This window comes from Ruegeria sp. BE10, assembly GCF_056538905.1.
On the sequence record NZ_JBQFTX010000002.1, the window covers coordinates 536,988 to 552,124 of the forward strand.

At 59.1% G+C, this 15,137-nt stretch carries 12 protein-coding genes; 4 read left to right on the top strand and 8 right to left on the bottom strand.

Annotation, left to right across the window (positions count from 1 at the left end; genetic code table 11):
• Positions 1-110: 110 nt before the first annotated feature.
• On the top strand, positions 111-1,127 hold the full coding sequence (locus ACR0M2_RS08065) for a hypothetical protein (RefSeq protein ID WP_480704524.1): 1,017 nt from the start codon (positions 111-113) through the stop codon (positions 1,125-1,127).
• 1 nt (position 1,128) lies between these two features.
• Here the strand turns inward: ACR0M2_RS08065 and upp are convergent, their stop codons facing one another.
• The 7 genes from upp to ACR0M2_RS08100 all read right to left on the bottom strand — a co-directional run bounded on the left by upp (position 1,129) and on the right by ACR0M2_RS08100 (position 7,522).
• Complete coding sequence (upp, locus tag ACR0M2_RS08070; RefSeq protein ID WP_170349314.1) at positions 1,129-1,761, bottom strand: uracil phosphoribosyltransferase; 633 nt, start codon at positions 1,759-1,761, stop codon at positions 1,129-1,131.
• A complete protein-coding gene (locus ACR0M2_RS08075) occupies positions 1,758-2,744 on the bottom strand; it encodes an adenosine deaminase (protein ID WP_480704526.1) in 987 nt (328 codons plus the stop codon). Before ACR0M2_RS08075 ends, upp begins: the two co-directional genes overlap by 4 nt.
• Entirely contained in the window at positions 2,741-3,952 is a 1,212-nt protein-coding gene (locus tag ACR0M2_RS08080; protein WP_480704528.1) for a phosphopentomutase, read from the bottom strand. Before ACR0M2_RS08080 ends, ACR0M2_RS08075 begins: the two co-directional genes overlap by 4 nt.
• Positions 3,949-5,256, bottom strand: coding sequence for a thymidine phosphorylase (locus tag ACR0M2_RS08085; RefSeq protein ID WP_480704546.1), 1,308 nt, complete (start codon positions 5,254-5,256; stop codon positions 3,949-3,951). Before ACR0M2_RS08085 ends, ACR0M2_RS08080 begins: the two co-directional genes overlap by 4 nt.
• 4 nt (positions 5,257-5,260) lie before the next feature.
• Positions 5,261-5,653 carry a cytidine deaminase gene (locus ACR0M2_RS08090; protein ID WP_170359280.1) on the bottom strand — a complete coding sequence of 131 codons (393 nt, stop codon included), beginning with the start codon at positions 5,651-5,653 and terminating at the stop codon, positions 5,261-5,263.
• 104 nt (positions 5,654-5,757) lie between these two features.
• The gene (locus tag ACR0M2_RS08095; RefSeq protein ID WP_170359282.1) at positions 5,758-6,855 is read right to left on the bottom strand and encodes a cupin domain-containing protein; all 1,098 of its coding nucleotides are present in this window, start codon (positions 6,853-6,855) and stop codon (positions 5,758-5,760) included.
• Positions 6,824-7,522 carry a hypothetical protein gene (locus tag ACR0M2_RS08100; RefSeq protein ID WP_170349320.1) on the bottom strand — a complete coding sequence of 233 codons (699 nt, stop codon included), beginning with the start codon at positions 7,520-7,522 and terminating at the stop codon, positions 6,824-6,826. The genes ACR0M2_RS08095 and ACR0M2_RS08100 overlap by 32 nt, the downstream gene beginning before the upstream one ends.
• A 180-nt stretch (positions 7,523-7,702) precedes the next feature.
• Here ACR0M2_RS08100 and ACR0M2_RS08105 point away from each other — a divergent pair, with 180 nt between their 5' ends.
• From ACR0M2_RS08105 to ACR0M2_RS08115, 3 genes are all read left to right on the top strand, one after another.
• Positions 7,703-9,976, top strand: a complete 2,274-nt coding sequence (locus tag ACR0M2_RS08105; RefSeq protein ID WP_170349321.1) for an NADP-dependent malic enzyme — start codon at positions 7,703-7,705, stop codon at positions 9,974-9,976.
• Positions 9,977-10,411: 435 nt separating this feature from the next.
• A complete protein-coding gene (gene prpE, locus ACR0M2_RS08110) occupies positions 10,412-12,301 on the top strand; it encodes a propionate-CoA ligase PrpE (protein ID WP_170577592.1) in 1,890 nt (629 codons plus the stop codon).
• Between the two features lie 94 nt (positions 12,302-12,395).
• The gene (locus ACR0M2_RS08115) at positions 12,396-13,835 is read left to right on the top strand and encodes an amidase family protein (RefSeq protein ID WP_480704530.1); all 1,440 of its coding nucleotides are present in this window, start codon (positions 12,396-12,398) and stop codon (positions 13,833-13,835) included.
• A gap of 258 nt (positions 13,836-14,093) precedes the next feature.
• Here the strand turns inward: ACR0M2_RS08115 and ACR0M2_RS08120 are convergent, their stop codons facing one another.
• Positions 14,094-14,855, bottom strand: a complete 762-nt coding sequence (locus ACR0M2_RS08120; protein ID WP_226688238.1) for an NAD kinase — start codon at positions 14,853-14,855, stop codon at positions 14,094-14,096.
• Positions 14,856-15,137 lie beyond the last annotated feature (282 nt).

The window sequence follows — 15,137 nt, forward strand, 5'->3', positions numbered from 1 at the left end:
TGCCGCGCGTCGCGATATACAGCACAATTACAAATCGGCGCGCAACAGGTTTGCGCCTTTGGATTTTACCATGCTAAGCTGAAACAAAATAAGTACGAGCATTCCTCACCTTGAAGACAGCACTTAAACAGTACCAGCGGATCGAAGCGACCGGTCTGTGGCGTCCCTCGCCCGATGTGCAGCGGCGCGAGGTGGTGGTGTCGATTGGTGAGGCCACGCTGACGATCTCGGACTTCAACGAACAGGCGCTGACTCATTGGTCCCTGGCCGCGTTGGTGCGCCAGAACCCCGGCGATTTTCCGGCCCTGTTCAACCCCGACGGTGACCCGGACGAAACGCTGGAGCTGGAGGAAACCGAGACCACGATGATTGAGGCCATCGACCGCCTGCAGCGCGCCATCGACCGGGCGCGACCGCATCCCGGCCGGTTGCGTTGGCTCAGTGTTGCGGGTGTGGTGGCCGCCGTTGCCGCGCTGTTGCTGCTTTGGATGCCGGCTGCGCTGCAAAACCATGTCGTCTCGGTTGTGCCTGACATCAAACGCGCGGATATCGGGAATACCATCCTGCAGCGGATCGAGCGGGTCTCGGGGCGGGCCTGTACGTCCGAAGATGCGCAGGCAGCGCTTGATCAGTTGGCCGCGCGCACCGGCGTTCGGAAAATCGTCATTCTGCCCGCAGGCGTGCAGACAAGCCTTAGCCTGCCGGGTGGGATCGTTTTGCTGAACCGGGCGCTGGTCGAAGATCACGAGGACCCATCGGTCGCAGCTGGCTACGTCATCGCCGAACGTGCCCGCACGCAGGCGCAGGACCCGCTGGATGATCTGCTGGACCGCACCGGCGCCACAACGGCTTTCCGTTTGTTGACGACCGGAGAGCTGACGCCGACGAATATCGACGCGTACACCGAACAGGTTCTGTCCGAACCCCGCCCGTCCCTGCCCGAGGATGATCTGTTAGAAGTGTTCGCCCAGGCCGCGCTACCGTCGACACCATACGCCTATGCCGTGGACGTCACGGGTGAGACGGTTCTGGGCCTGATCGAGGCCGACCCGATGGCGGGCCGCCCCTTGCAACAGGTACTGCCGGACCGCGATTGGGTCCGGTTGCAAAATATCTGCGGCGAATAGCTTACTTGGTGCCAAACATCCGGTCACCCGCATCGCCGAGACCAGGCATGATATAGCCTTTTGAATTCAATTCCCGATCCAATGCCGCGGTGACGATTTTGACATCCGGGTGGGCTTCTTTCATGCGCTCCACACCTTCGGGTGCGGCCAGCAGGCACAGAAACCGGATATCGGTGGCCCCGGCCTCTTTCAGCAAATCAATCGCTGCGGCCGAGCTGTTGCCGGTAGCCAGCATCGGGTCAACGGCGATGACCAGACGGTCCTTCAGCCCTTCGGGGGCTTTGAAGTAGTACTGTACCGGTTTCAGCGTTTCCTCATCCCGGTAGAGACCAACAAACCCAACGCGGGCCGAGGGAATCAATTCCAACACCCCGTCCAGCATCCCGTTCCCGGCGCGCAGGATCGACACCAGCGCCAGTTTCTTGCCGGCCAGAATGGGGGCGTCCATCTCCTCCATCGGGGTTTCGATGTGGCGTGTGGTCAACTTCAGCTCGCGCGTGACCTCATAGGCCAACAGCAATGTGATCTCACGCAGCAATTGGCGGAACACGGCAGTGGACGTGCCCTTGTCCCGCATGAGCGTCAGTTTGTGCTGCACCAGCGGGTGGTCAACGACGGTCAGGTGTTCGCTCATGATCTCTCCAGTCTTTTCTTGACCCGCGCGCGGGTGTCATCATCGCAAAAGGCAGCCGCAAGGGCCGTGTCGTTCAGGGCGGCAAAGTCCTCGGCCTCCCAACCGAAGGCTTTGCCCAGCATCTCATATTCGCGCCGCATGGTGGTATGGAAAAACGGCGGGTCATCGGTGGAAACGGTGACTTTGACGCCTGCATCGCGCAGTTTCGCAATCGGGTGGACGTCGAAATTGGGAAACAAGCCCAGAACCACATTTGACCCTGGGCAAACCTCGAGCGTAACCTCACGGTCGACCAACTCGCGGATCAGGTCCGGGTCTTCGATGGCACGGACACCGTGACCGATCCGTTCCACCCCCAGATCGCGGATCGCATCGCGCACGCTTTTGGGGCCGCCGAACTCTCCGGCGTGGGTGGTCAGGCGCAACCCGGCCTCGCGCGCGCAGTCAAAGGCCCATTTGTAATCGCTCTGCGTGCCAATAGACTCATTACCGCCCATGCCGAAACCCGTAATCCAATCTCCGGCGGTTTCTGCAGCGCAATGGGCGCTGATCTTGGCCTGCTCCGGCCCAAAATGGCGGACACAGGTGACGACGCCACGCAAGGTGATGTCGAACTTGCGCTCAGCCTCTTCCGCCGCATCCTGAATAGCACTCAGGTAATCGCGCCAAGCATCCAAATCCCCGCCACCGCAGAAATCAGGACTTAGGAAGGTTTCGGAATACACTACACCATTCGCCGCACTTTCTTCGAGGATCGCGAGGGTGAGACGGCGGAAATCCTCGGGCGTTTTCAATACTTCGCAAGCGGCCTCATAGACGCTGAGAAAATGGGCGAAATCGCGGAAGTCATAGCTACCATCCGGCTTGAAAATTCCGCTCAGGTCTATGCGCTTTTCATGCGCCAACTGGCGGATAAAGGCGGGCGGGGCCGCGCCTTCGTGATGCAGGTGTAGCTCGATCTTTGGCAAGTCTGCGACGGTCATAGAAAACTCTTCCCCGGCCCCTGTGCCGGAATATTCAGGTGGTGTGCGATGCTGGCGGCGATGTCGGCGAAATTGATGGCACCAATCCGGCCTGCACCTTGCCCTGCGATCAGAACAGGCACTTGTTCGCGCGTGTGGTCCGTGCCGATCCAACTGGGATCGTTACCGTGATCAGCGGTCAGCAGCATCAGATCTCCGGGACGCAGCTTTTGCAGGATCAAGCCGATTTCACGATCGAACCATTCAAGCGCGCGGGCATAGCCGCTGATGTCGCGACGGTGGCCGTAAAGGCTGTCGAACTCGACGAAATTGGCGAAGGTCAGGCTGCCCTCTTCGGCGTCATCAACCAGATCGGACAAATGCCCCATCAATTCGGCATCCGAGCCCTTACGTAAAGTGTCGATCCCCTGCATCGAGAAAATGTCACCTATCTTACCCACCGCATGCACGCGCCGACCGGCATCTTGTGCCCAGTTGGTCAGAACCGGCGCGGGTGGTAGGATGGCGAAATCCTTGCGGTTAGTGGTGCGGGTGAACCCGTCTTCTGGCGATCCGACGAAGGGTCGCGCGATAACGCGCCCAACTTTCATTTCGTGCAGACGGGGTGCCAGCGCCTTGCACATCTTCAGCAAACGGTCGAGGCCAAAGCTTTCCTCGTGCGCCGCGATTTGAAACACGCTGTCGGCCGAGGTGTAGCAGATCGGCCAACCGGTCCGCATATGCTCGGCCCCCAGTTCGGCGATAATCGCCGTGCCAGATGCATGACAATCACCTAGAATGCCGCCGGTTCCGGCGGCCACGGCGGCGGCACGCGCTAAATCAGGTGGGAATGACGGCGTTGTATCCGGGAAATAGTGCCAATCCCACGGCACCGGCAACCCGGCCAGCTCCCAATGACCCGAGGGTGTATCCTTGCCCAGAGAATGTTCACGTGCGCAGCCCCATAAGCCCTTTGGTACAGCGTGCAAACCGGGTGTCTCTGCACCCGAGGCTAGGCGCGTCGCGGCCCCCAAGCCCAGCGCATCCAGATTGGGCAGGTGTAATGGCCCTGTGCGACCGTCTTCTGCCCGTCCGTCAGCACAGGCCTGAGTTATGTGGGCCAGCGTGTTGGTCCCGGTATCGGGGGTTTCTCCGTTAAAAAAGCGGTCCGCATCCGGCGCGCCGCCGATGCCCACCGAGTCCATCACCACCAGAAAGGCACGGGTCACGGCCTGATCCTTTCATGCACAAGCGTTGGGGTCATGGCTGTGTCTTTGCCTATCGCGATGGCCCGCAGGACCGTGTCGGCCGCCTGTCGTGCCGCGTCTTCGCGGGCTGCGTGGACCACGGCCAAGGGGGTGCCTTTGTCGACCTTGTCCCCCAGACGAACAATGCCCGATAAGCCAACCGCGGGGTCGATGACGTCGTCTTCGACCTGCCGCCCACCACCCAAGGCGACCACGGCGAGGCCCAGCGCCTCACCGTCGATTGCCGCAATGTAGCCCGCATCCGGTGCCGGAACTTCAAGGATCACGCTTGCTTCGGGCAGGTAGCGTGACCAGTTGTCTACAAACTGTAGCGGCCCGCCCACGGCGGCCATCATACGGCCGAACCGTTCCGCCGCACGGCCATCGCGGATCACACCGGTGATCTTGTCGCGCCCCTCATCGGCGGTTGCGAACATACCGGCATCTGCCAGCAAAACCCCGCCCAGTTCCGCCGAAATTTCAGCCAATGGAGCGTAATGGTCGTGGGTCAGGACATTCATCACCTCGGCCACTTCCAACGCATTGCCCAGCGCCGGAGCCAAAGGTTGGTGCATGTCCGTAATCACCGCCGACGTCCGACACCCTGCTGCATTTGCAGTTTCCGTCAGGGCCTTTGCCAGCTTGCGGGCGTCTTCCAGCGTTTTCATGAACGCGCCGCTGCCCACCTTGACGTCCAGCACCAAAGCTTCGGGGCTCGCTGCCAGTTTCTTGGACAAAATCGACGCGGTGATCAGGTCCAGGCTTTCCACCGTCGCCGTTACGTCGCGGATCGCATAAAGCCGCTTGTCCGCAGGCGCGATCTGCCCGGTCGCGCCGACAATGGCCGCACCGGTATCGCGCAGGATCTGGGTCAGACGATCCTGCCCGATCTGGGTACTGACGCCCGGAATGGCCTCAAGCTTGTCCAGCGTACCGCCGGTATGACCCAACCCACGGCCTGAGATCATCGGGACATAAGCCCCCAATTCGGCCAGCGCTGGGGCCAGCACCAAACTGACGCTGTCGCCGACCCCTCCGGTCGAGTGTTTGTCGATTACCGGGCCATCGAAATCCCAGCTTAGAACGTCTCCGCTGTCCCGCATCGCCACCGTCAGATCGGCGCGGCCCTGCGCGCCCAGCCCACCCATGCAGACGGCCATGGCAAAGGCCCCGGCCTGGGCGTCGCTGACACCACCGTCGGCAAGGCCCTGCGCGAACCAAGTCAGTTCCTCCGCGCTGGGCACTTGTTCGCGGCGCAACTTTGCAATGATCGAACGGGCATCCATAGCCTCAGACATCCGCCATGTGCGAGGCGTCAAATGCACCCGGCAGAAGGTCACCGATGGTGGTTTCCAGTTCGGCGCCATCGACGCTGGCCAAGGTCACCTTGACGTCACGATTGCCGAACTCGGCCAGTTTCTGTCGGCACCCCCCACAGGGCGGCACCGGCTGCGGCGAGGAGGCAACCACGTAGACTTCGGTCAATTCCTGTTCGCCTGCCGCGACCATAGCAGCGATGGCACCAGCCTCGGCGCAGGTGCCTTCGGGATAGGCTACGTTTTCGACGTTACAGCCTGCAAATACCTGGCCCGACGCTGCTCGGATCGCTGCGCCAACCTTGAAATTGGAATAGGGCGCATAGGCTTTTTCCCGGACAGACAGTGCTGCATCTTTCAAAGTCATGGCGATTCCCCAATTTTTGATCATCTGGTCAGAAAGTCATACCCTAAATGAAACCGACCGGGGAGTTGAAGCCCCGGACAGCAGATTCCTGGGCCAAAATCCTCTTAGTCCAGCGTTGTGTTGAACGTACCGGGCAAGGTGACCTCGAGCAGTTCAATATCCTCGGACGGGTCGGACAGACGTGTGCGCATGCCGGGTGGGATGACAAAGGCGTCGCCCTGCTCCAGCCGATAGGGATTACGGCCTTCGCCCTCCAACGTGACCTCGCCCCCCATGACAAAGGTAAAATGGATATCGGTGTTGTGTGCAGCCCAAACCGGATCACCCTGCCCCTTGCGCACGACCTGCACCCCGGCAACGCCTTTGGTGTTCTCGGCAATCGTTGTGTCGCGGCAGATATAACCCGGCAGGCGGAACGGGGCCCATTCGGCCCCTTCGGCCTGATTGAAGACAAACCGTTGACCCTGCCATTCCCGGTCAGGGCGGTAATGGGGCGTGGGCAGGTCCATTTCATGATCAATTTCGGTGACGTGTTCTGCGGGGACACCAATTTCGATCACCTGCACATTGTCCGAGGCCTCAAGCACGCGGTGGCGGATTTCAGGCGGCTGGATAAAACAATCGCCCGCGGTCAGGCGCATCTTGTCGCCTTGATCCTCATAAACCACATCCACCCATCCGTGGATGCAGAAAATCAGCTGAAAACCGACCTTGTGAAAATGCACCATGTCCGGCACCGGCCCGCCGTCAGGAATGCGGATATGGCTGGCGATGATCGATCCGCCCAACCGGTCTGGCACCAAATCACGGTAATGCATTCCGGCCCGCCCGATGATCCACGGGGCCTGATCCTTGAGCCGGCGCACCACGAAAGAATGCACCGTTTCCGGCATGACCATTGGCGGGTTCAACTCATCAATCTCGATCCGTGTGCCGTTGGGGGCCACCAGATTGCGCTGGCCACCTGCAAATTCATCCGGGTTGTCTGTCAGGATGCGCAACGTGCCGGGGGACTCGGGCGCGTCTTTTTCGATCCGCACACGCAGGCCGTGGCCGGAAAACACGGCGGTGCGCGGATCGTCGGCGGGATAGATCATGTCCATCCGCATCCCCAGAACCTTTGTATAAAACGGGATGTCGTTGCGCAGTTCCTGCGTGGGCAGGCGGATTTCAGCGCATGTCCGAGTTTGGGATTTGCTCATCTGATGTTCCATCGGGTTTGGATTTTGGCCATCCGATCAGAACGGCGGCCAAAATGCCAATCGAAAAGAACATCTCCAGCGTTTCTTCCAGCACGAATAGGCGAGTTGCCATGATGGTCGTCATCTGGTCACCCAAGGCGCTGCTGACCTCTTCCAGACCCTGCGCCACGACGGCACACATACCCGCCAGAAAGAACACCAGCAGAAATGGCGCCCGTTCTTTTAGTGCCCGCCACCCATTTGGCACTCCATGCCAGACGACCCCGCCCAGCACGATAACCGCCAGAATTACACGCACAATCGTCATATCCAGAAGAACATCCATCCCGTGCAGAATGAAGTACGGAACACTGTCTACGGCATAAATATCAGCCTCAAGCTCTCGTTCCGCCAACAGCAGCAGAACCACGCCGATGTATAACCGGCTGATCCCGCGATACCGTACCAATGCGGCGATACCAGCCACCAGCAATGCCGCGGCCGAACCCGTTTCGATCAGACCGCCTTCCTGGTTGAATGCCTCGGCCTGCCTCGGCCAAACTGAAATCGCACACAATACCAACACGGCCAGAACAAGGGCCGCGCGAAACGCGAAATGTTCAGTTCCAAACTTGCCGGTATTCAGCGATAAAGTCTTATCAACCTCGCCGTTTTCTTTAGAGCGCATGCTGTTATTCTCGGTCCAGAAGGGGGTGTGTTCGAAAGTCGCGGGAGTTTAAGTCTTTTGCCACGGAAAGCAACCACAGCGACAAAACGGCCTTGTTTGCCGAATTAAGTCGCACAACGTAGCCAAGCAGAAAAAAATAGTTTAAGGCTAAATCAAATTTGAAAACGGAGCTGAGACGCCATGTCCGACACACCCAGCCTGCGGCAGGCCGCGCTTGATTACCATGCCTATCCAAAGCCCGGAAAGTTGGAGATCAAGGCGACAAAACCCATGGCAAACGGCCGTGATCTGGCCCGCGCGTATTCCCCTGGCGTGGCCGAGGCCTGCCTTGAGATTAAGGCTGACGCGGCTGAGGCCGAACACTATACGGCACGCGGCAATCTGGTGGCGGTCGTCTCGAACGGGACAGCGGTTCTGGGGTTGGGCAATATCGGCGCGCTGGCATCCAAGCCGGTGATGGAAGGCAAGGCCGTTCTGTTCAAGAAATTCGCCGGGATCGACTGTTTTGATATTGAGGTCGATCAGCCCGACCCTGAAAAGCTGGCTGATATCGTTTGCGCGCTGGAACCGACCTTTGGCGCCATCAATCTGGAAGACATCAAGGCACCCGATTGCTTTACTGTCGAGAAGCTGTGCCGTGAGCGGATGAACATTCCGGTCTTTCACGACGATCAGCACGGCACCGCCATCGTGGTAGGCGCCGCCGCCAGAAACGCACTGCACGTTTCAGGGAAGAAATTCGAGGACATCAAGGTTGTCTCGACCGGCGGCGGAGCGGCAGGGATCGCGTGCCTTAGCATGCTGGTCAAACTGGGCGTAAAGCGCGAGAACATCTGGCTGTGTGACATTCATGGGCTGGTCTATGAGGGCCGCGCCGAAGATATGAACCCGCATAAGGATCAATTCGCCCAGAAATCCGACCTGCGCACTCTGGATGATGTAATTGGTGACGCCGACCTGTTCCTTGGCCTTAGCGGCCCTAACGTCCTTAAGCCTGAAATGGTCGAAAAAATGGCCAAGCGCCCGATCATTTTCGCATTGGCGAACCCGACACCGGAAATCTTGCCACAAGCCGCGCGCGAGGTGGCCCCGGATGCCATCATCGCCACCGGGCGCAGTGACTTTCCCAATCAGGTCAACAATGTTCTGTGTTTCCCATTCATCTTCCGCGGTGCCTTGGATGTAGGCGCGACCGAGATCAATGACGAGATGCAAATTGCCTGCGTAGAGGGTATCGCGGAAATGGCCCGCGCTACCACCAGCGCCGAAGCCGCCGCAGCTTACAAGGGTGAGCAACTGACATTCGGGCCGGATTACCTGATCCCGAAGCCCTTTGACCCCCGCCTTGTTGGTGTGGTCTCTTCGGCCGTTGCCAAAGCTGCGATGGAAAGTGGCGTGGCCAAGCGCCCGATCGCCGATCTCGAGGCGTACAAAGAGCGCCTGAACCAATCCGTGTTCAAATCCGCCTTGCTGATGCGCCCGGTTTTTGAGGCCGCATCGGTCGCCTCGCGCCGGATCGTCTTTGCCGAGGGCGAGGACGAGCGGGTGCTGCGCGCGGCCCAGGCCATTCTTGAGGAAACCACCGAAACCCCGATCCTGATTGGCCGCCCCGAAGTGATCGAGACTCGTTGTGAACGGCTGGGGCTGGCGGTACGTCCGGGTCAAGACTTTCAGATCGTCAACCCACATGACGACCCGCGCTATTACGACTATTGGTCCTCGTACCACCAGATCATGCAACGCCGCGGCGTCACCCCAGACCAGGCCAAGGCGATCATGCGCACCAACAACACGGCCATCGGTGCCATCATGGTGCATCGCGACGAAGCCGACAGCATGATCTGCGGCACGTTCGGCGAATTCCGCTGGCATTTGAACTACGTGGAGCAGGTTCTCAACGATGGCGACTTGCGCCCCCATGGCGCCCTGTCGCTGATGATCCTGGAAGATGGCCCCCTGTTCATCGCAGACACCCATGTGCGGCAACTGCCCACCCCTGAAGAACTGGCCGAGACCACAATAGGCGCGGCCCGCCATGTGCGCCGTTTCGGAATCGAGCCCAAGATCGCCTTCTGCTCACAATCGCAATTCGGCAATCAGGCCGAAGGGTCCGGCAGGCGACTGCGCGATGCCATTGCGATCCTGGACAGCGAACCCCGCGATTTCATCTATGAGGGCGAGATGAACCTGGACACTGCTTTGGATCCAGAACTGCGCGAGCGGATCTTCCCGAACTCACGTCTAGAAGGTGCCGCAAACGTGTTGATTTTTGCTCATGCGGATGCGGCCAGTGGCGTGCGCAATATTCTGAAGATGAAAGCCGACGGGCTAGAGGTTGGGCCGATCCTGATGGGCATGGGAAACAAGGCACATATCGTGACCCCGTCCATCACCGCGCGTGGATTGCTGAACATGGCCGCGATTGGCGGCACTCCGGTCACGCATTACGGCTAGTTCGCCCCCCCCGGTCGAACCGGAGGTCAGTATAAAAGAGCCCTGTCATTGCTACGCGGTGCACAGGAAACGTTATGGTATTGCGACCAGTGTTGCAGATGCCATCGCGTCGCTTGATGCTGTGTCGCCGTGTCTTTTATACTAGGTACTTGCCAGAGACGGCCCAAGGGGCACGGCCCTATGCCCCGCCAAAACGCCAGCCAAGTTGATTCCCGCGTAACGCATGATTTGCACGGTAGAGTTTGCACATTTGCAAAACCGTTACACGCCTGCCAACAAACCTTTCAAAAGCACGTATTTTGCAAAAATTTGCATAGCAATGTGACCGAAGTTGCAAATATTTTGCGATAAACTGACGCGCCATCTGCTGCACGGCTTGCCCGGTTTGCTAAGGATGCCTAACACATTCCAAAAGCTGTGTTGGAGGAGGGCGCCATGGCCTATCAGGACGTATATGAAAGCTGGAAGAACGACCCAGAAGGGTTCTGGATGGAGGCCGCTAAGGGGATCGATTGGGTTCAACCACCGACCAAAGCTCTGTTTGACGAGAACGCGCCGCTTTATGAATGGTTCTGCGATGCCAAGGTCAACACCTGCTGGAATGCAGTAGACCGCCATGTCGAAAGTGGCCGAGGCGAGCAAACGGCCATCATCTATGACAGTCCGATTACCCACACCAAGCGCGAGATTTCATATGTCGAGCTGCGCAACCGCGTGGCCACGTTGGCAGGGGCATTGCGGGCGAAGGGTATCGAAAAAGGCGACCGGGTCATCATCTATATGCCGATGATCCCCGAAGCGCTTGAGGCGATGCTGGCCTGCGCCCGTTTGGGGGCCGTGCATTCAGTGGTGTTCGGCGGCTTCGCCAGCAACGAGTTGGCGGTGCGGATCGACGATTCCAAGCCCAAAGCAATTATCGCCGCGTCCTGCGGGATGGAGCCAGGCCGCGTGGTTCACTACAAACCGTTGCTGGACGGTGCCATCGACATGGCCAGCCACAAACCCGATTTCTGCGTGATTTTCCAGCGTGAACAGGAAGTGGCGCAATTGATCGAGGGGCGTGACTTTAACTGGCACGGCTTCCAATACGGGGTCGAACCTGCGGAATGTGTGCCTGTTGATGGCAATGATCCGGCCTATATCCTCTATACCTCGGGCACTACCGGAGCACCAAAAGGCGTCGTGCGCCCCACCGCTGGTCATTTGGTGGCACTGAACTGGACTATGAAAAACATCTATGACGTCGACCCCGGAGACGTCTTTTGGGCGGCGTCGGATGTGGGTTGGGTCGTGGGGCACTCCTATATCTGCTATGCCCCGCTGATCCATGGCAACACCACGATTGTATTCGAAGGCAAACCTGTCGGCACCCCCGATGCGGGCACCTTCTGGCGGGTGATTTCCGAACACAAGGTCAAAAGCTTCTTCACCGCCCCCACCGCCATTCGCGCTGTCAAGCGCGAGGATCCCTCGGGTGAGTTGATCGCAAAATACGACCTGTCCAACCTGCGCGCCTTGTTTCTGGCCGGTGAACGCGCCGACCCCGATACGATCGAGTGGGCACAGGACGCGCTGAAAGTGCCGGTGATCGACCACTGGTGGCAAACCGAAACTGGCTGGACTATTGCCGGAAACCCGCTGGGGATCGAAGAATTGCCGGTCAAGCTAGGGTCCCCCGCCAAGCCGATGCCGGGTTATGACGTGCAGATTCTGGACGAAGGTGGCCATCCGATGAAGCCCGGCGAACTGGGTGCGATTGCTGTGAAGCTGCCGCTACCCCCGGGTACACTACCAACCCTGTGGAATGCGAAAGAGCGGTTCAAAAGCTCGTACCTCAACCAATTCCCCGGCTACTATGAAACCGGCGATGCGGGCATGATTGATGAGGAAGGATACCTCTACATCATGGCGCGCACCGATGACGTGATTAACGTGGCCGGTCACCGCCTGTCTACTGGCGGGATGGAAGAGGTTCTGGCCGCCCACCCTGACGTCGCCGAATGCGCAGTGATCGGTGTTTCAGATCAACTCAAGGGTCAGATGCCAGTAGGCTTCTTGTGTCTCAACGCGGGTTGCGATCGCGATCACGGCGAGGTGGTGCAGGATGTGGTCAAGCTGGTGCGCGAAAAGATCGGCCCGGTGGCTGCATTTAAACAAGCCGTTGTGGTGGATCGCCTGCCCAAGACCCGATCCGGAAAAATTCTGCGCGGGACTATGGTGTCGATTGCCGACAGCAAGGAATTCAAAATGCCCGCAACTATCGATGATCCGGCCATTCTGGACGAAATCACCGTGGCTTTGAAATCCATCGGCTTTGCGCAGTAGACAAGCCTCGGGCGGCCTTTGGTCGCCCGCTGCACGGCTTTCCCTTGCAACCGGACACAAGGCCCCTACTGTCTGCTCAAGACAGTGAGGCCCCATGACATATACAGACATCTGGCGTCTGACCGCCACCGACCTGACCGCCCTGACCCGCAGTGGCGATGTGAGCGCCGAGGACGCGGTGCAAAGCGCCGTTGACAGAATGCATCAGGCCAACCCCGGCCTGAACGCAGTGGTCGAGGACTTGAGCGCCGAGGCGTTGGAGCGCGCACGCGCCCTTGATCAGAAGCGGACACAGGGCGCACAAACCGGTCCGCTGCACGGGGTGCCAGTCACAATAAAAATCAATGTCGATCAAAAGGGCCATGCCACCTCAAATGGCGTTGTGGCCTTGAAAGACGTGATTGCGCCTGATGATGCGCCGATTGTCCGTAACCTGCAAAACGCCGGGGCGGTGGTGATCGGGCGCACCAACACGCCCGAGTTCTCGTTTCGCGCTGACACAGACAACCCGCTGCATGGGCGCACGCAGAACCCCTGGGGTCGGCACATCTCGCCCGGCGGCTCGTCAGGGGGCGCAGGGGCTGCCGTAATGGCCGGGATCGGGGCGTTGGCGCATGGCAACGACATTGGCGGCAGCTTGCGGTTTCCAGCCGCCGCCAACGGTGCAGTTACCGTAAAGCCCGGCCTGGGCCGCGTGCCTGCCTGGAACCCAAGCCAACAAACCGAGCGCGGATTATTGGCGCAATCCATGTCAGTACAAGGGCTGATCACTCGCTCTGCTGCCGACCTTCACCTGTCGATGCCCAGCCTGATTGCAGCAGACCCGCGTGATCCGTTTCACGTCCCGATGCCTTGGCGCGGTGCGCCGATGGATGGCCCTATCAAGGTAGCCTTCACCAAAGACACCTTTGGCTATGCGCTGCATCCCGAGGTCGACAGGGCCCTGGACACCGCGCGCGATGCGCTGAATGACGCGGGCTATCAGGTGGAAGAGGTCTCGCCGCCGGACGTATTCGACTGTGGCCGAACCGGGTACCGTGCGCTGATGGGCGAAGTTCTGACCCTTTTGAAAAGCGATATCGAGGCCGCCGGATCTGAAACCATACGTGATATCTTTGACGTTTATTTTCAGGAGTTTCCGCCCATTCTCGGCACCGAACTGCTGCAGGTAATGGCAAAACGCAGCCACTATGCGCGGGAATGGTCGTTGTTCATGCAGGATTACCCTTTGGTCCTGTCACCCTTCCTGCCGCAGCCCTTCTTCAAACCTGACCGGGACACCGAAGGGCCCGAAGGCGTGCATGAGGTTCTGGGTTGTGCGGTCTATTCCTACGCAATGAACTTCCTGGGGCTTCCTGCCGCTAGTGTGCCGGCGCGTCTGGCCGAATTGCCGCAAGGGCCGCAACCGATCAATATCCAGATCGCTGCACGTCAGTGGCGCGAGGACATGGCAGTTGACGCCGCCGCCGCGATCGAAGCGCGCGTGGGTCATATGTGCCTGCCGCTATGGCAAAATATGGAAGAACGCGCTTGAATACGCTCAATCACAAAAATAGACCCCGGGTTCTTGTACCCGAGGTCCGCTTGCTTAAATAAGCCCGGAAATCTGACAACGAGCGTAGCACCACCTACCCTCGCCGGCGCGAAAACTGCGCAATCATTCGAAAACGCCGTCTGGTGGCCACTCACTCCCACCTTGGCGTGTTCTCCGGGCAAGTTAAGATTACCAAAGGGTGAGTCAAACGCCTGTGAACTGGATCACACAAGTTCGAAAAAGTTCACTTTTGAGAGATCAGGTGAACTGCTCCGAGATCAAACGCTCCTCTAATCCGTGCCCGGGATCGAAAAGAATACGGTGTTGGATCGTGGGTTCCGAGCGAATCTCAACCCAGTCTATATCCGGAAAGGAAACAGAATCCGCGTCAGCCATGACTGGACGTTTATCCGCGTCCAGCACGTCGAAACGAACCTTCGCGATCTTGGGCAACAGGGCCCCACGCCAACGGCGTGGACGGAACGCGGCAATCGCCGTCAAGGCCAGAACATCCGACCCAATAGGCAATATCGGCCCGTGCGCCGAATAGTTGTAAGCCGTTGATCCGGCGGGCGTAGATAGCAAGGCCCCATCGCAGACCAACTCATCCATCCGCACCCGACCATCGACACTGATCTTCAACCGCGCGGCCTGCGGACCGGCCCGCAGCAGCGATACCTCGTTGATCGCAAGCGCTTCGTGCATTTTGCCGGATTGATCCATGGCCTGCATCGCCAGCGGGTTGATCACCTCTTCTTCAGCCGCTGCCAAACGATCCAACAGATCGTCCTTGTGGAATTCATTCATCAAGAACCCGATGGTGCCGCGATTCATGCCATAAACGGGCGTGTCCAGATGCTGCATGTTGTGCAGTGTGTGCAACATGAATCCATCGCCCCCCAACGCGACCACTACATCCGCATCTCGGGGCGCTGCATTGCCATACCGTTTCACAAGGCTTTCCCGTGCAGATTGCGCCACTTTGACGTCGCTTGCGAGAAAGGCGATTCTCTTTGTCATCTTTTCCGGTTTCCGGTGTTGTACATTTGGTTCCGAAACAAACATACCTTTCCCCAATAGGCCAGACTTGACGCCGTAGCGGGCCAAATCGTCGCTTTACAGCTTTTGCATATGAATCGTTTCCGATAGGAAATCCGCAAGATTCTTACCCAGCCCTGTGGAGCCCCCATGAACGCTAACCTTCGTGACACCGGTTTTTTCACCCAATCCCTATCCGACCGTGACCCTGAGCTTTTTGGCTCGATCACATCTGAGTTGGGCCGCCAGCGCGATGAGATCGAG